Source organism: Castellaniella hirudinis, assembly GCF_042651965.1.
Lineage (GTDB): Bacteria > Pseudomonadota > Gammaproteobacteria > Burkholderiales > Burkholderiaceae_B > Castellaniella > Castellaniella hirudinis.
Window position 1 is genome coordinate 196604 of record NZ_JBHSDY010000006.1, and the last position, 15324, is coordinate 211927.

Genomic DNA, 15324 nt, shown 5'->3' on the forward strand with positions numbered 1-15324 from the left:
CAGCGCCCTATATAGGTAAGCTGGCTAGTATAACCCGATATATTTTCAGTCATTCACCGCTGAACCACACCGTGACCGTCCCTCGAACGAACAGAGGCGGGTGATCATTGCCCCAGCCTTCGACCCGGTGCACCAGCAGCAGCGGCCCGCGCGCCGCACGGCCGTCAAAGGCCCGGGTTTCGATGGAACGGCCCTGCAGCGGCACGCACGGCCCCTGCTCCGAACCCCAGCACAGCCGGGTGGAGACGCGGGCGGTGCTGTCGTAATCCCGCGAGGCATACACCCCGGTAATGCGGGCGGTGGGCGCCATCACCGGACTCCGGGGGCCCGGTTCATACCGCACCGACACCGCCCGGCCCTGCGCCTGCAGGCCCTGGCTGACCTGGTCCCGCGTCCAGGCCTGGTCGCCGGCCTGCGCCGCGCCGGCGGCCAGCACCCACATCAACAATACGGCCCCGGCCCACGCTGCGCGGCGCGTCGCCCGCCCGGGCTCCCGACCTGCATCTCTCATCAAATCATCTCTGCGGCAAGGCGGGCGTACCCGGCCCGCTCAATTGGAAAACCCCGACCGCGCGGTTCAGGCCGTTCATCTGGTCGTTCAGGGACTGGGCCGCCGTGCCCGCCTCGACCACCAGCGCGGCATTCTGCTGCGTCACCTGGTCCATCTGGCCGATGGCCAGATTGATCTGCTCGATGCCGGAAGCCTGCTCACGGCTGGCCAAGGTGATTTCCGACATGATATCGGCCACCCGCTGGACGCTGGAGACGACATCGGTCATGGTCTGGCCCGCGCCGTCGGCGAGTTCAGCACCGGCCTGGATCTTCTGCACGGTGGAATCGATGAGGCCGCGGATTTCCTTGGCGGCGTTCGAGGACCGCTGCGCCAGCGCGCGGACCTCGGAGGCCACCACCGCGAAGCCCTTGCCCTGCTCGCCGGCGCGGGCGGCCTCGACCGCCGCGTTCAAGGCCAGGATATTCGTCTGAAAAGCAATGCTGTCGATCACGCCGACGATCTCGGACATCTGGCGCGTCGACGCATTGACCTCGCTCATGGTCTCGACCACCCGGGACACGGTCTGGCCGCCCCGCGAGGCGATTTCGGACGCCGTGGCCGCCAGCGTGTTGGCCTGCTGGGCGTTGGCCGCGTTGTGGCCCACCGTGCTGGTGATCTGCTCCATGCTGGCGGCGGTTTCCTGCAGCGAGGCGGCCTGCTGCTCGGTACGCGCCGACAGGTCCAGGTTGCCGTGGACGATCTGGCCGACGGATTGGCCGATCCACTCGGAGCCCTGGCGGACCTGAGCCACAGCCTGGGCGATGCCGTCACGCATGAGCCGCATGGCATGCATCAAACTGTTCTGATCCCCTGGGCGCAGCGGAATCTCCACGCGCAGATCGCCTTGCGACATGCGATCGGCGATCTGGATGACGGCATCGGGCTCGCCGCCCAACTGGCGCACCAGCCGGCGCGACAGAATCATGCCCAGCACCAGCAGAATGAGCGCCAGGATGGCCGCCGCCAATGCAAAGCCGCCGGCCTGCCGCCAGACCACCGCGTCGACCGTGTCCAGGTACACGCCCGAACCCAGTATCCAGCCCCAGGGCGCGAATTCCTTGACGTAGGAGACTTTCTCCACAGGCTGATCGACACCGGGCTTGGGCCACATGTAGAACACATAACCGTCGCGCGTCGGACTGGCCTTGACGGTGTCCACGAAGGCCACGAACAGCTTCAGGCCGGTCGGGTCCTGCATGCCCGACAAGTCCTTGCCTTCGAGCTCGGGCTTGATCGGGTGCATCACCATGCGCGGCGCCATGTCGTTGATCCAGAAATACTCCTGGCCGCTGTAGCGCATGCCGCGAATGGCGGCCATGGCCTGGGTCTTGGCTTGATCCTGGGTCAACGCGCCGGTTTCCGCCTGATGATGGTAATAAGTGATCACCCCGTAGGCCGTTTCGGTCGCCTGGCGCGCACCGATCTGGCGTTCCTGCAGCAGCGCGCCGCGTTCCATCCACAGCAAGGATGCCGTCAACACGACAATTCCGACAATCGCCACCAGAGTGAATAACGCGAATTTGAACGCAGTCGTGCGCGTCCAGGCCTGCAATGACCGTGACATGATGTCTTCCTCTTCTTCTTGTCCGCAATCCAGATACGCCCATACCGCCACCCGGCACGGCCGCCGGCGGATCACAGCGCGGTCGTGAAATCAGTATACGATTGAAGGATTTCGTCAAGCCGCTGAAAAAAGGCCATATCCCGGGATTTTCCATACAGGTCGATCCCGCCGGCCCCACACCCCATGTGCATCGCCTACCTGTCCCTGGGGGCCCCCGACTGGCCCCTGCTGATCGCCGCCAACCGCGACGAATTCCACGCCCGACCGACCCGGGCGGCGGGTCCCTGGCCTACCGTCCCGCATCTGATCGCCGGCCAGGATCTGCAAGGCGGCGGCACCTGGCTGGGCGCGACCGCCGCCGGCCGCCATGCCCTCCTGACCAATTACCGCGAACCCGGGCATCCCGTGCCGCCCGGCGCCCCGTCGCGCGGCCTGCTGGTACGTGATTTTCTATGCGGCGAAGAGGATCCCGCCGCCTGGATCACCGCGATCGCAGCCCGGGCGGACGACTGGGCGGGCTTCAATCTGATCGTGGGCGACACGCGCCAGACCTGGTATCTGGGCAACCGGGACCCCGCCCGCGCGCCCCGCATGCTGGCGCCCGGCCGCTACGTACTGTCCAACCACCTGCTCGACACCCCCTGGCCCAAAGCCGCACGGCTGCGCGCCTCGCTGGACGCCCTGCCGCCCGCGACCTGGGCATCGGCGCCTGAACAAGTGCTCGAACGGCTGCGCGACACCACACCCGCCGAGGACGCGCGGCTGCCGGCCACCGGCCTGAGCCTGGAATTCGAACGCCTGCTGAGCAGCCCCTTCATCATCAGTCCGGACTACGGCACCCGCTGTTCGACCGTGCTGGCCCGGGCCGCCGACGGCCGGACCTTTTTCTGCGAACAGGGCTACGACGCTGCGGGACGGCCGCACGAACGCCACGACTGGTGGATATGAGCGCCCCGCAGGGACGGACGCCCCGGGGTGCGCGCTAAAATGCTGCTTTTCACACCCCACAGGAAATCCTCATGAGCACCGGGCTCGCCAGCCAGATATCCGACGCCGTCAAGACCGCCATGCGCGCGCACGACAGCCTCCGCCTGGGCACCCTGCGGCTGCTGCAAGCCGCCATCAAGCAGAAAGCCGTGGACGAGCGCGTCGAACCCGATGACGCCGCAATCCTGGCCATCATCGAAAAACAGGTCAAACAGCGCCGCGAGTCCATCGCCGCCTTCGAATCCGCCGGCCGCACCGACAGCGCCAATCAGGAACGCGCCGAAATGGACATCCTGAAAGAATTTCTGCCCCAGGGCGCCTCGCCCGAGGAAATCGCAGCCGCCATCGAGGCCGCTTTCGCCCAGGCCGCCAGCCAGGGCCAGCAAGGCGGCGCCGCCATGGGCGCCATCATGGCGCAGTTGAAAAAGGCGCTGGCCGGCCGCGCCGACATGGCGGCGGTTTCGGCGCAGGTCCGTACAAAGCTAAACGGTTGATGCAGCGGCCGACATCAGGGCCTGCCCGGCCCTGATGCGCTGCACCAGGTCGGGATTGCGCACGAACGCCCGGCCGAAGGCAACCGCCTCGCCCCGCCCCGCCTGAACGGCGCGCAGCGCAGAATCCGGATCGTAGCCCTCGTTCAGCACCAGCGCGCCGCTGAAGGCGTCGCGGATCACCGGAGCCAGCGCATCCGCGCCTTCGTGTTCGCGCACGCAGATGAATGCGGTGCGCCGCTGGCCCAGTTCGCGGGCCACATGGCGGTACAGCGCCGCCGGGTCCGAATCCCGCATATCGTGGCGGTCGCCGCGCGGCGACAGATGCACGCCGACGCGCCCCGCCCCCCAGATACCAGCGCAGGCATCGACGATTTCCAGCAGAAAGCGGCTGCGCTTGCACACCGTGCCGCCGTAATCGTCCTGACGGCCGTTGGAGCCGTCGTGCAGAAACTGGTCGATCAGATAGCCGTCGCCGGCGTGCACTTCGACCCCGTCGAATTCCGCCAGCCAGGCATGGCGGGCCGCCTGCTCGAAATCCGCAATCACGCGCCGGATCTCATCGAGCCGCAAACTGCGCGGCACGACAAAGCCCCCGGCCTGCGGGCACGGGCCCCGGCCGCAGGCGATGGCGCTGGGCGCCACGGGCATTTCGCCCAACAGGTATTCAGGATCCGACACCCGGCCGGCATGCCACAACTGCAGGACGATGCGCCCGCCGCGCCGATGCACGGCGTCCGTCACCGCCCGCCAGCCCTGGGCCTGGGTCGAGTTCCAGATGCCCGGCATGTCCGGGTGCCCGACACCCAGCGGCGACACCGAGGCCGCCCCGGCCAGGATCAGGCCCGCGTCGGCGCGCTGGGCGTAAAACGCGCGCATGCCGTCATCGGGCACGCGGCATTGCGCAGGCCACGCCCCCACCGACGGCGCCATGACGATGCGGTTAGGCAGTTCGATGTCCCCCAGCCTGACCGGATCGAACAAACTTGTCATATCATGCGGGAAAAAGCAGGGCTGATTCAGCGCACTTCCTGTCATAATTTGCTGCAATGCACCATCCAGATATCAGATTCGTGTAAAAATCCATCAGGGTTTTTACCAGATTTTCCAGTCCTTGACCATCGCGAAAACGCCATTCGGGACATGCATAAAGGAGCATCATGGGACAATTCGCCGTCATCGGCCTGGGCCGCTTCGGCAGCGCAACCTCGCTGGAACTGATGCGGCTGGGCCATTCGGTCCTGGGCGTGGACGCCGACGGCCGCGTCGTCGACCAGATGGCCGACAAGCTGACCCGCGCCGCCATCGCCGACGTCACCGACCGCGACACCCTGGCCGAACTGGGCCTGACCGAATACGACGTAGTGCTGGTCGCCATCGGCGAAGACCTGCAGGCCAGCCTGGTCTGCACCGTGCACCTGAAGGCGCTGGGCGTCAAAGTGCTGTGGGTCAAGGCATCCTCGCGCGCGCACCACCTGATCCTGGCCAAGCTGGGCGCCAGCCGCATCATCCACCCGGAAGATGAAATGGGCATCCGCATCGCCCAGGTGCTCAGCTACCCCATGGTCAACGATTACATTTCCCTGGGCAATGGCGATTTCGTGGTCGAGATCGAAGCCAGCGCGCAACTGGACGGCCACACCCTGGGCGACGCCCTGACCACCGAACCGCCGGGCGCGATCCATGCCCTGGCCGTCAAGCGCAAGGGCGAGACCACCGTGCATCCCACCGACCAGTTCGTGGTGCGCGCCAAGGACACCTTGATCCTGTTCGGCCCGCTGCACTACCTGAAAACCGCCGCGCCCAAACTGAGCTGACGCGCCCCGTCGCCATTCCCCTGCCCGCACCCGCATGACCCCGACCCTCGATCGCCCCGACTGCGCATGGCCCGCCTGACCATCCATCCGCTGCAGGCCTACCGCCAGGCACGCCATACCGGCCAACTGCAAGCCAGCCCGCCCGCCGTCCTGGCCGGCAGCTTCATCATCCTGATCCTGACCGGGACCGTGCTGCTGTCCCTGCCGATCGCGCAACGCCACCCGTTCGGCGTGTTCGAGGCGCTGTTCACCGCCACGTCCGCCGTCACCGTCACCGGCCTGATGCTGATCGACCCGGCCCAGGACCTGAGTTTTTTCGGCCAGGCCGTGCTGCTGGCCCTGGTGCAGATCGGCGGCATCGGCTTCGTCACCTTTGCCATCGTCGCCACCTTGACCCTGGGCAAGCGCGTCAGCCTGAAATACCAGGCCCTGGCGCTGGAAGCCTTCAACCAGACCAGCGTATCCCGCATCCGCCAGACGGCGTTGACGGTGCTGAAATTTTCCCTGGCGATCGAAGGCGCCGCCATCCTGATCCTGACCCTCTGGTGGTGGCGCCACGACAACCTGGGGCATGCCTTCCTGCTGGCCGGCTTCCATGCCGTCTCCGCCTTCAACAACGCCGGCCTGTCCCTGTTTCCCGACAGTCTGGCCGCCTTCGTCGGCGACCCGGTCACCACCTTCGTCATGACCGGCTGCGTCATCCTGGGCGGACTGGGCTTCAGCGTGCTGGCGGACATCAACCAGAAACGCGCATGGGCGACGCTGGCCTACTACACGCGGCTGATGCTGATCGGCACGCTGGTCCTGAACCTGATCGGCTTCGCGCTGTTCTGGCTGATCGAGGCGCGCAATCCCCACACCCTGGGCGCGCTGCCGGCCGCCAGCCAGGGCCTCGCGGCCTGGACCCAGGTCGTCGCCTCCCGCACGGCCGGCTTCGCCAGCGTGGACGTCGATCAGCTGTACGACAGTTCGCGCTTTTTGCTGACCGGCCTGATGTTCATCGGCGGCGGCTCGCTGTCCACCGCCAGCGGCATCAAGCTCGTCACCTTCATCATCCTGCTGGCCGTGGTGCGGGCCTACGTCCTGCAACGCAAGGAAGTCGTGCTGATGCACCGCACCATCGCCCCCGAGAGCATCCAGAAGGCTCTGGCCCTGATGATGGTATCCGGCCTGCTGGTCTGCCTGGGCATCTTCCTGGTCAGCCTGTTCGAGGACCTGCCCTTCATCGCCGTGGTCATGGAAGTCATGGCCGCCTTCAGCACCACCGGCGTCAGCCCCGACCTGACCCGCACCCTGAGCCTGCCCAGCCAGATCATCCTGATGCTGCTGATGTTCATCGGCCGCCTGGGCCCCCTGACCCTGGTCTACAACCTGGGCACGCAGCGCCACAGCCGGGTGCGATATCCGGAAACGGTGGTGCAGATCGGGTGAATATCGTCACGATGTACTACTATTGCTCTTTCCCCAGTCCCAACCTTTCATTAGGATTCCGTCCATGGTGATTTCCATTGCACGTCAGGCGGCGCTGTGCGCCGCCCTGGGCCTTGCCGGCCTGGCCACCACGGCTTCGGCCGCCACGCTGAAAATCGGCACCGAGGGCGGCTATCCGCCCTGGAGCATGGTTGACGCCAACGGCAAGGTCACCGGCTTTGACGCCGACGTCGGCAATGCCCTGTGCAAGAAGCTCGACATGAAGTGCCGCTTCGTGGTCCAGGCTTTCGACAGCCTGATCCCCGCCCTGCAGGCCGAACGCTTCGACCTGGTGATCTCCGGCATGTCCGTCACCGCCGAGCGCGCCAAAGTCATCTCCTTCAGCCTGCCCTACGCGACGGAAGACTCCGCCTTCGTGCTGCCCCAGGGCGACGCCCTGCTGAAGGCCGCCGATTCCAAGGCCCTGATGGCCGGCCTAGCGGGCAAGACCGTCGGCGTGCAAAGCGGCACCACCCAAGGCGCCTTCCTGCAGAAATACGCCCCGGACATGAAGCTCAAGACCTACGAGACCCAGGACCAGATGCAGATGGACCTGTCGGCCGGCCGCCTGGACGCGACCTTCTCCGAAGTCACCCCGCAGAGCCAGTTCCTGGACACCACCGGCAAGGGCAAGTTCGCCCTGGCCGACGCGGTCATCAAGAGCAGCGCCGATCCGGACATCCTGGGTCTGGGCATCGGGGCCGGCATCAACCAGAAAAACACTGAACTGAAAGCCAAGGTGGACAAGGCCCTGTGCGAACTGATCGCCGACGGCACCATCAAGTCCTCCAGCACCAAGTGGTTCGGCGTCGATCTGTCCAACTACGCCGCCTGCAAGTAATCTTTCGCAAGGACACGGCCGGCCTCCCCGAAGGCCGGCTTTTCAATTCATTTCATGATTCAGTCCCTGCACGACATCCTGAGCGCCGGCTGGGGCAATATGCTGCTGCGCGGCGCGGCCATGACCGTGTTCATCAGCGTGTGCGGCATCTGCCTGGGCATGCTCATCGGCATCGCCGGCGCGGCCGCCAAGACCGGCGCCGGCCGCCCGGTACGCGCCCTCGTCGCCCTGTACACCCTGATCGTGCGCAGCGTCCCGGAACTGCTCATCATCTATCTGCTGTTCTTCGGCGCGGTCCAGCCCGCCGCCGACCTGGCCGACTGGCTGGAGTGGGACGATCTGATGAGCACCGTCTTCCCCATGCTGATCGGCATCCTCGCCATCGCCCTGATCTCGGGGTCCTACAGCGTGGAAGTCTTTCGCGGCGCCTTCAAGGCCATCGATCCCGGCCAGCTCGAAGCCGCCCGCGCGATCGGCCTGAACCGCCGCCAGTGCCTGCGGCGCATCACCCTGCCGCAACTGTTCTGGTACGCCCTGCCCGGCGCCAACAACGTCTGGCAGGCCGCCCTGAAAGACACCGCCCTGATCTCTCTGGTGGGTCTGGTCGAACTGATGCGCGCCGCCGTTCTGGGTTCGGCCGCCACGCGCGAACCCCTGATCCTGTACCTGATGGCCGGCATCCTGTATTTCCTGATCGGCGCCTGTAGCCAGGGCCTGTTCGTCTGGGCCGAGCGCCACTTCGGGCGCGGCATGCGGGGGGCCGGGTCATGATCGAACTGTTCGAAAAAGCCGTCCCCGTCCTGATCGAGGGCTTCTGGATCACCCTGCGCATCGGCCTGTTTTCCATCCTGTTCGCCTCGCTGCTGGGCCTGGGCGCCGCGCTGATGCGCACCACCCCGAACCGGCTGGTGTCCGGCGCCGCCTTCGCCTACAGCACCGTCTTTCGCGGCACGCCGCTGCTGATCCAGTTGTTCCTGCTGTACTACGGCATCGGCACCCTGGAATTCGTGCGCGAGCAGCCCGTTCTGTGGTGGCTGTTTTCCGACGGCGCGCGCTGCGCCATCCTGGCCATCGCCCTGAACAGCGGCGCCTACATGAGCGAAGCCATCCGCGGCGGCCTGCAATCCGTGCCCAGCGGCCAACTGGACGCCGCCGCGTCCTGCGGCATGAGCCGCCTGCAGATCTTCCGCCGCATCCGCTTCCCCCTGGCCATCCGCCAGGCCTTCCCGGCCTACAGCAACGAACTGGTGCTGGCGATCAAAGGCACCAGCCTGGCCTCGACCATCGCGGTGATGGAACTGACCGGCTTCGCCCGCCGCCTGATGAGCCAAAGCTACCTGATCGTCGAGACCTTCATCATCGCCGGTGTCCTGTATCTGGCCATCAACGTGACCCTGCTGGGCTGCGCGTGGCTGGTGGAGCGGAGTCTGGGGATCCGGTCGGGGGATTGAGGTTTCCCCCTACGGACCATTCCGCGCACCGCCCTTTTCACCCATGAAGCGCACGCCCCGGATTTCGCCCCCCTGCCCCTGCGGCCTCCCGGCCGCCTACGCCGACTGCTGCGGCCGCTGGCATCATGGTCCGCTTCATTTGCAAGCGCCCGACGCCCAGTCCTTGATGCGTTCACGCTACAGCGCCTACGTACTGGATGAGCTGGATTATTTATTGCAGACCTGGCATCCCGACACCCGGCCGCCGACGCTGGCTCCCAACGAGCCCGGCACCCGCTGGCTGGGGCTGGACGTACGCCGCCATGCCCGCCTGGACGCTGATCATGAGATCGTGGAATTCGTCGCACGGGTCCGAGTCAACGGCCGCGCCAGCCGGATTCATGAAACCAGCCGGTTCACGCGGTTGGCGGGGGTGTGGGTGTACGTGGATGGAGAGATCAAAACGGCTTGATCGCGATCTTCAGCACTCCGTCGCGCTGGTGGGCGAACAGATCATAAGCCGCGACGATATCATCCAGCGGATAGTGGTGGGTGACGAGCGCGCCGAGATCCAGGCGTTCGGCCGCGATCACGTTCATCAAGCGGCGCATGCGCTCTTTACCGCCGGGACACAGGGCCGTGTTGATGCGATGGTCGCCCAGGCCGGCGGCGAAAGCGTCGAGCGGGATCTTCAGATCCTGCGAATACACCCCCAGGCTGGACAACGTGCCGCCGGGTTTCAGACAGCGCAGGGCCTGCTCGAACGTGGCCTGCGTGCCCAGCGCCTCAATGGCCGAATCGGCGCCGCGGCCGCCGGTCAGCCTCATCACCTCGTCGACCACGTCGCATGAGCGGAAATCGAGGGTGACGTCGGCGCCCAGCCGCCGCGAGATGCCCAGGCGATGCTCATTGCCGTCCACCGCAATGATCGTGGTCGCCCCCAGCAGGCGCGCGCCGGCGGTCGCGCACAAGCCGATGGGTCCCTGAGCAAAGACAACCACCGTGTCGCCCAGGCGGATGTTCGCGTTTTCCGCCCCCTTGAAGCCGGTGGACATGATATCCGGGCACATCAGCACCTGCTCGTCGGTCAAACCGTCCGGAATCGGCGCAAGATTGGCCTGCGCATCCGGCACCAGCACGTATTCGGCCTGGGTGCCGTCAATCAGATTGCCGAAACGCCAGCCGGCGGTGGCCTTGTAGCCGTGGCAGCCGCAGCGCCCGGAGGCCGTCAGGTAACTGCCGTCCTGCGACGGGACGCCGTCCTGAGCTGCGTAAGAGCCGAAATTCGGGCAGATCGCGCCGGCGATGACGCGCTGCCCCTCCTGGTAGCCCGTGACCGCGCTGCCGAGCTTCTCGATGATGCCCACCGGTTCGTGCCCCACCGTCAGACCCTTGGCGACCGGGTACTCACCCTTGAGAATGTGGACGTCGGTGCCGCAGATCGTGGTGGTGGTGATGCGGATCAACGCATCATTGGGGCCGACGTCGGGGATGGGCTTTTCGGTCAGTTCGATCCGGCCGGGTTCGACGAAGACAGCGGCTTTCATTGTGGCGGCCATGGCGCTCTCCTTTACAAGGTCGGCGGGTACAGGCCCCGCCTGCAGATGATGACACCATCATCGTATCGGTTCGCCCCGGTCCGCTGTTTGCGTCAGATCATGAAAACCCTATTCGGTATGGGGATATCCACTCAGGAGCCAGGCCGAGCCAACGGAATAGCCAACACGTGTTTGGCCAGCGATTGCCAGACAGAAAACAGCTTCTTGCCACACGCATCCGCGAAATCGGGGTAAAGATCACAGTAGTCGTCGAGGTCTTCGAGGGTATCCCGGGTCGCTCCGTGCACTTCTTCAAACACGGACCGGACTTGCTTGCGGCTCAAGCCGCACACCACACGGCCGAAATCCATCAAATGGTCGGCGGAAGGGAAAAGGCGTTTCCCCCCCATGCTCAACGCCATCTGATCCTGCGCAATATACGGCAGCGTGCTGCAAATATCGTAGGCCGGCGCGAACTTCACCGTGTCATCGGGATCGCCATACAGCATCCCGAAATTTTTCAGATGAGCGTCCCCATCACCCAGCGCGCAAGACAGCACGATCCGCTTGAACAGCGCGCTGCGCAGGGCCGGGCGACCTGCAGATTCCACCATCAACAGGAAGTTGCGCACGAGGATCTCATAACTGCCTTCGTATTTCTGCCTGGCCGTCCTGGCGCACAAAGTGGCGCCATCCTCAAACCCCAGCGGGGTTCCGTCATCCTGCCGGTCAAAACGCTCGATGATCAGCATCTGCCCGCTTTCAGTCAGGTGGACACGCGCGCTGGGAAGCCCACTACGGACACTCACCGACATGCACAAATATTCGTTGATCGAGAGCCATGGGAAATCGTCCCCAGGCGTCTTGAGAATATATTCGCCGGTCGTCAAAGTCGCCCGTGCGGGCTCGTTCCGATGTTCCGACGGACGATAGAGCACTTTGGGATGCGCGCCGCTGACCCCGCTACGTCGAGCCGATATCCCCATCAGTTCCTCCATGAGCGCCAGGCTGTCAGGATCCCGGACAATACGCTCAAGGGAAACGGTGGGGCCCGCATCCAGATTGGGGGCTTCCCCATGCGACGTGACCAACACCCGACCGATAAACGTGGAGCCCGTGAGGGCGGCCAGATCAAAATCCCCGATATTCTCGACGACCTTGGCATATTGGCGCATCAGATAGTCCCTGAGCGCCCCTTCAGGCAGACTCTGATCGAAGATGGGCGGCAGATTGCCCACGAGTCCCGCAACCTCCGGCTCGTAAGGCGCCCGACGCACCGGCATGGTGATCGAAACAGCATCCCGGTCGGACAAACCATCGTCGTAGTAAAACGCCGTGCGGACCTGCCAAGCAAAACCTGGTTCACTGTAGCGTTCCAGCGTGCCGACCTTGCGCAATCCATGCAGGTCCCTGACCCACACGTCCAGCAGGTCTTCAGGAGCGGAAGCGTGACTTTTTGGCATGGCTCTGCTCGTATTCCTGCCGGTTCAGCGCCATCAGTTCGTCCAAAGTCGGCCGCCCCTGATGCGCCTGGACAGCACGCATCTCGAGCCCGACCGACTCGCAAATCCGCTGCAGCTTCACAAAGCCGATCTCCGCCAGGGAGCCGGCCTCCAGGCCCGCAATGGTGGCGCGCGAAATCCCGGTTTGAGACGCCAACTGCGCTTGCGTCAAACGGACCTCTCGTCGCCGTTCCCTGACCAGGGAGCCTACCTCTTTGATGTGCATCACCGGCAATGTGAATGTATTAAATACTAGACATTACGCCCATACAATGAAAAATTGTCAAGTATTTTAGATAAAAATCACATCTGAATCACCGAGCGAGCCGTGCGATCAACAGAACGCCTTCCGTATAGCTGTAACCGTAGCCGTAGCTGTACCCAGTATCCCCGGAGACTGCCTCTGTGTCTCGGACCATACGGGCCGAGCTGGAGATTTTGCCAACCTTGTATTCATACCGGTAGCTGCCTGACTCGATCGCGGTCGTGCTGATGACTTCGTAGCCGTCGGAATTGAGCGCCGTCACCGCATGGGCTACGTCCCGGGCCAAGCGCGCACCATCAATCTTGGTGTCCGACCAACCCACCTGCTGCACTTGCGTTTCTTTCCGAACCAGTTCCTTTTCACCGCCAAAAAATCCTCGTTTGGTTTCTCCTGTGGGCACTTTGACCGCAACCTCTTTGAACAGCGGTTTGAAGTGCGCTTCTACAAAAACAACCTTATTCATTTCGACCTCAGTGATGGACCAACAAGCATGATCGGTCATTTTATTCAGACGGCGACAGGTCGGGCCGCGACATGTTTATCCGTTCGTAGATGTCCGTCTATCGGGACGGCACGGGCTTGATCAGAATGGGGGCCTTTCAACCAAAAAGCCTGCCATGTCTGCCCGGAAAACCTCTGCGCCTGACGCCGCCTCGGATGACCATGACAGCCCGTGGAAAAACGGCCTCGAATGGTTCTTTCCCCAGGCCATCGCGTTTTTGGCCCCGCGTCTACATGCCAAAATCGACTGGTCGGAACCTGCCCAATTCCTGGATAAGGAACTGCAGGCCATTGTCTTTCCCAGCAAGAAGGGGCGGCGCTTTGTGGACAAGCTGGTGCAGGTGCGCCTGCGCAGCGGCGCGGACGCCTGGCTGCTGATCCACGTCGAGGTCGAAGGCCGATTGTCGGGCCGCAAGGCGCTGCGCCGTTTCGCCTGGCGTATGTACGAATACCGCCATCGCACCCAGGCGCGCATCATGCAACAACGCAGCCTGGATCTGCCGCCGCCGGTCTACAGCCTGGGCGTCTTGCTGGAAAATCGGGGCGTTGGTGATCATCTGGTCTACACCGATGAACATCTGGGCCAGGGCATCCGATTCACCTTTCCTGTCGTAGAATTGGAAGGCTGGCGAACGCGCTGGGATGAACTGGAATCCTTGGCCTCAAGCAATCCGTTTGCGGTGCTGATCATGGCGCAGTTACACGCCAATCACCATCCCGACAAACGCACCCGGCTGACGCCGAAGTTTGAACTGGTTCGTGGGCTACGCCGCTATGGCTATGATCCGGACGTCGCAGGGCAAGTTCACCATCTGGTCGACTGGATGATCGCACTGCCCATCGATCTGGAGTCGGAATATGTGCGGGCAGTCACCGCGCTGACAGAGGAAAACAACATGGCATACGTCACATCGATTGAACGTGTGGTTCGTCAGGAAGCACTTGCCGAGGGCCGCGCTGAAGGTCAAGCTGATCTGCTGCTACACCAGATCGAGCGTCGCTTTGGTCCGATCGACGACGACATCAAGCAACGCATCTGCTCAGCTCGGACGCAAGAACTCAGTGTGTGGTCGCTGAATATCCTGGACGCTGAAGTTCTGGAAGACGTGTTCCGCGACTGACTGCAGACCGATCAACCCTTGAACACTGCATGCAGGGTCGTGATATCCACGAGGTTCAGGAGCACTTTTTGGACTGACGCGTCAGCATGGCGGCGGCCCTGAGCGGACGTGCCGGCCCGCAGATCTATCGTGATTGTCCTTGAACTCAAGAGAGCGATTGCGGACGGGCATGGCGGACATCCGGATTCGCGAAGGTCGAGCCTCTTCCCTCGACAAAAAAGCCACCGGCTTGCGCCAGTGGCTTTTCCACATGCTGGAGCGGCCGAGGCCGCCCCGAGTCACCGTGCGAATTAACGCAGCAGGGACAGCATGGTTTGCGGGACCTGGTTGGCCTGGGCCAGCACGGCGGTACCAGCCTGTTGCAGGATCTGGGCACGCGTCATGTTGGACACTTCCACCGCGTAGTCGGCGTCTTCGATGCGCGAACGCGAAGCCGACAGGTTGGTGATGGTGTTGTTCAGGTTGGCGATCGTGGATTCCAGACGGTTCTGGTAGGTACCCAGCGAGCTGCGAGCCGTGTCCACGCTCTTCAGGGCGGCGTCGACTTGGTCGATCAGCGTCTGAGCGGCAGCGTGACCCGAAACGACAGCCGTGCCGAGACCTTGCGCAGCGGACAGCCCGAGGCCGGAAACCGTCGCATCGACGGTGCTGATCGCGATCACGTCGTTACCCGTGGTGTTCGCGCCCACTTGCAGCGTGATGCTGGTGCCCGAGGAATTCAGCAGTTGGGTTTCGTTGAACTTGGCGCCGCCGGCGATCCGGTCGATTTCTTTCAGGCGGGACTCGATTTCTTCGCCGATGGACGTGCGGTCCGAAGCGCCGTTCGGGTCATTGGCGGCCTGCACGGCCAGTTCACGAATACGTTGCAGGTTGTTATTGATTTCGTTCAGGTTGCCTTCGGCGGTCTGAGCCAGCGAGATGCCGTCGTTGGCGTTGCGGGCAGCCTGGGTCATGCCGCGGATCTGGGCGGTCATGCGGTTGGCGATGGCCTGGCCAGCGGCGTCATCCTTGGCGCTGTTGATGCGCAGGCCCGAGGACAGGCGCTGGATCGCGGAACCCAGGGCAGATTGGGACTTGTTCAGATTGTTCTGGGAAACCAGAGCAAGGTAGTTGGTGTTGATAACAGCCATGAGAGACTCCTAAGAGATTTGGCGAAGGATTCGCCCTTTTTGCCCAGGATGACAAACCGAGTGACCTCCTGTTCTGTCCCGTTAACGGAGGGGGGTCGGGGAACTTTAGGGCGG

Annotated in this window: 17 protein-coding genes; 9 read left to right on the forward strand and 8 right to left on the reverse strand. The window is 64.0% G+C overall.

Annotated features, from left to right (window positions below):
* Positions 1–49 precede the first annotated feature (49 nt).
* Together ACFO0J_RS11230 and ACFO0J_RS11235 are read right to left on the reverse strand one after the other, a co-directional pair.
* Positions 50–511 (reverse strand): flagellar protein FlhE, encoded by a 462-nt coding sequence (locus ACFO0J_RS11230; RefSeq protein WP_376813169.1) that lies wholly within the window; start codon positions 509–511, stop codon positions 50–52.
* 4 nt (positions 512–515) lie between these two features.
* On the reverse strand, positions 516–2117 hold the full coding sequence (locus ACFO0J_RS11235) for a methyl-accepting chemotaxis protein (protein WP_376813170.1): 1602 nt from the start codon (positions 2115–2117) through the stop codon (positions 516–518).
* 183 nt (positions 2118–2300) lie between these two features.
* Here ACFO0J_RS11235 and ACFO0J_RS11240 point away from each other — a divergent pair, with 183 nt between their 5' ends.
* A complete protein-coding gene (locus ACFO0J_RS11240; RefSeq protein WP_376813171.1) occupies positions 2301–3065 on the forward strand; it encodes an NRDE family protein in 765 nt (254 codons plus the stop codon).
* 71 nt (positions 3066–3136) lie between these two features.
* Positions 3137–3598 carry a GatB/YqeY domain-containing protein gene (locus ACFO0J_RS11245; RefSeq protein ID WP_376813172.1) on the forward strand — a complete coding sequence of 154 codons (462 nt, stop codon included), beginning with the start codon at positions 3137–3139 and terminating at the stop codon, positions 3596–3598.
* Here the strand turns inward: ACFO0J_RS11245 and ACFO0J_RS11250 are convergent.
* A complete protein-coding gene (locus ACFO0J_RS11250; protein WP_376813173.1) occupies positions 3587–4588 on the reverse strand; it encodes an alkene reductase in 1002 nt (333 codons plus the stop codon). The genes ACFO0J_RS11245 and ACFO0J_RS11250 overlap by 12 nt on opposite strands.
* A gap of 167 nt (positions 4589–4755) precedes the next feature.
* On the opposite strand from ACFO0J_RS11250, the gene ACFO0J_RS11255 reads away from it, so the two are divergent.
* The 6 genes from ACFO0J_RS11255 (at position 4756) to ACFO0J_RS11280 (ending at position 9625) form a co-directional block, all read left to right on the forward strand.
* The gene (locus tag ACFO0J_RS11255) at positions 4756–5412 is read left to right on the forward strand and encodes a potassium channel family protein (RefSeq protein WP_376813174.1); all 657 of its coding nucleotides are present in this window, start codon (positions 4756–4758) and stop codon (positions 5410–5412) included.
* Positions 5413–5478: 66 nt separating this feature from the next.
* Positions 5479–6843 (forward strand): TrkH family potassium uptake protein, encoded by a 1365-nt coding sequence (locus ACFO0J_RS11260; RefSeq protein ID WP_376813175.1) that lies wholly within the window; start codon positions 5479–5481, stop codon positions 6841–6843.
* 64 nt (positions 6844–6907) lie between these two features.
* Complete coding sequence (locus ACFO0J_RS11265; RefSeq protein WP_376813176.1) at positions 6908–7723, forward strand: transporter substrate-binding domain-containing protein; 816 nt, start codon at positions 6908–6910, stop codon at positions 7721–7723.
* Between the two features lie 54 nt (positions 7724–7777).
* Positions 7778–8494 (forward strand): ABC transporter permease, encoded by a 717-nt coding sequence (locus ACFO0J_RS11270; protein WP_376813177.1) that lies wholly within the window; start codon positions 7778–7780, stop codon positions 8492–8494.
* Positions 8491–9174, forward strand: a complete 684-nt coding sequence (locus ACFO0J_RS11275; protein WP_376813178.1) for an ABC transporter permease — start codon at positions 8491–8493, stop codon at positions 9172–9174. Before ACFO0J_RS11270 ends, ACFO0J_RS11275 begins: the two co-directional genes overlap by 4 nt.
* Positions 9175–9217: 43 nt before the next feature.
* Positions 9218–9625 carry a YchJ family protein gene (locus ACFO0J_RS11280; protein ID WP_376813179.1) on the forward strand — a complete coding sequence of 136 codons (408 nt, stop codon included), beginning with the start codon at positions 9218–9220 and terminating at the stop codon, positions 9623–9625.
* On the opposite strand, the gene ACFO0J_RS11285 is transcribed toward ACFO0J_RS11280, so the two are convergent.
* The 4 genes from ACFO0J_RS11285 to ACFO0J_RS11300 all read right to left on the reverse strand — a co-directional run bounded on the left by ACFO0J_RS11285 (position 9612) and on the right by ACFO0J_RS11300 (position 12960).
* Positions 9612–10712, reverse strand: coding sequence for an NAD(P)-dependent alcohol dehydrogenase (locus ACFO0J_RS11285; protein ID WP_376813180.1), 1101 nt, complete (start codon positions 10710–10712; stop codon positions 9612–9614). The genes ACFO0J_RS11280 and ACFO0J_RS11285 overlap by 14 nt on opposite strands.
* Positions 10713–10843: 131 nt before the next feature.
* Positions 10844–12154 carry a type II toxin-antitoxin system HipA family toxin gene (locus ACFO0J_RS11290; RefSeq protein ID WP_376813181.1) on the reverse strand — a complete coding sequence of 437 codons (1311 nt, stop codon included), beginning with the start codon at positions 12152–12154 and terminating at the stop codon, positions 10844–10846.
* Positions 12126–12419, reverse strand: a complete 294-nt coding sequence (locus tag ACFO0J_RS11295; RefSeq protein WP_376813182.1) for a helix-turn-helix domain-containing protein — start codon at positions 12417–12419, stop codon at positions 12126–12128. Before ACFO0J_RS11295 ends, ACFO0J_RS11290 begins: the two co-directional genes overlap by 29 nt.
* A gap of 88 nt (positions 12420–12507) precedes the next feature.
* Positions 12508–12960 carry a hypothetical protein gene (locus ACFO0J_RS11300; protein WP_376813183.1) on the reverse strand — a complete coding sequence of 151 codons (453 nt, stop codon included), beginning with the start codon at positions 12958–12960 and terminating at the stop codon, positions 12508–12510.
* 115 nt (positions 12961–13075) lie between these two features.
* Here ACFO0J_RS11300 and ACFO0J_RS11305 point away from each other — a divergent pair, with 115 nt between their 5' ends.
* Positions 13076–14080 carry a DUF4351 domain-containing protein gene (locus tag ACFO0J_RS11305; protein ID WP_376813184.1) on the forward strand — a complete coding sequence of 335 codons (1005 nt, stop codon included), beginning with the start codon at positions 13076–13078 and terminating at the stop codon, positions 14078–14080.
* Positions 14081–14370: 290 nt separating this feature from the next.
* Here the strand turns inward: ACFO0J_RS11305 and ACFO0J_RS11310 are convergent, their stop codons facing one another.
* A complete protein-coding gene (locus tag ACFO0J_RS11310; protein ID WP_376813185.1) occupies positions 14371–15210 on the reverse strand; it encodes a flagellin N-terminal helical domain-containing protein in 840 nt (279 codons plus the stop codon).
* Positions 15211–15324: the final 114 nt, after the last annotated feature.

Bases quoted from the DNA above. Each gene is read 5' to 3' on its own strand.
- ACFO0J_RS11305 (WP_376813184.1), top strand. From the start codon at position 13,076: ATGTCTGCCCGGAAAACCTCTGCGCCTGACGCCGCCTCGGATGACCAT.
- ACFO0J_RS11275 (WP_376813178.1), top strand. From the start codon at position 8,491: ATGATCGAACTGTTCGAAAAAGCCGTCCCCGTCCTGATCGAGGGCTTC.
- ACFO0J_RS11260 (WP_376813175.1), top strand. From the start codon at position 5,479: ATGGCCCGCCTGACCATCCATCCGCTGCAGGCCTACCGCCAGGCACGC.
- ACFO0J_RS11280 (WP_376813179.1), top strand. From the start codon at position 9,218: ATGAAGCGCACGCCCCGGATTTCGCCCCCCTGCCCCTGCGGCCTCCCG.
- ACFO0J_RS11290 (WP_376813181.1), bottom strand. From the start codon at position 12,154: ATGCCAAAAAGTCACGCTTCCGCTCCTGAAGACCTGCTGGACGTGTGG.
- ACFO0J_RS11270 (WP_376813177.1), top strand. From the start codon at position 7,778: ATGATTCAGTCCCTGCACGACATCCTGAGCGCCGGCTGGGGCAATATG.
- ACFO0J_RS11285 (WP_376813180.1), bottom strand. From the start codon at position 10,712: ATGGCCGCCACAATGAAAGCCGCTGTCTTCGTCGAACCCGGCCGGATC.
- ACFO0J_RS11230 (WP_376813169.1), bottom strand. From the start codon at position 511: ATGAGAGATGCAGGTCGGGAGCCCGGGCGGGCGACGCGCCGCGCAGCG.
- ACFO0J_RS11250 (WP_376813173.1), bottom strand. From the start codon at position 4,588: ATGACAAGTTTGTTCGATCCGGTCAGGCTGGGGGACATCGAACTGCCT.
- ACFO0J_RS11255 (WP_376813174.1), top strand. From the start codon at position 4,756: ATGGGACAATTCGCCGTCATCGGCCTGGGCCGCTTCGGCAGCGCAACC.
- ACFO0J_RS11245 (WP_376813172.1), top strand. From the start codon at position 3,137: ATGAGCACCGGGCTCGCCAGCCAGATATCCGACGCCGTCAAGACCGCC.
- ACFO0J_RS11235 (WP_376813170.1), bottom strand. From the start codon at position 2,117: ATGTCACGGTCATTGCAGGCCTGGACGCGCACGACTGCGTTCAAATTC.
- ACFO0J_RS11300 (WP_376813183.1), bottom strand. From the start codon at position 12,960: ATGACCGATCATGCTTGTTGGTCCATCACTGAGGTCGAAATGAATAAG.
- ACFO0J_RS11240 (WP_376813171.1), top strand. From the start codon at position 2,301: ATGTGCATCGCCTACCTGTCCCTGGGGGCCCCCGACTGGCCCCTGCTG.
- ACFO0J_RS11265 (WP_376813176.1), top strand. From the start codon at position 6,908: ATGGTGATTTCCATTGCACGTCAGGCGGCGCTGTGCGCCGCCCTGGGC.
- ACFO0J_RS11310 (WP_376813185.1), bottom strand. From the start codon at position 15,210: ATGGCTGTTATCAACACCAACTACCTTGCTCTGGTTTCCCAGAACAAT.
- ACFO0J_RS11295 (WP_376813182.1), bottom strand. From the start codon at position 12,419: ATGCACATCAAAGAGGTAGGCTCCCTGGTCAGGGAACGGCGACGAGAG.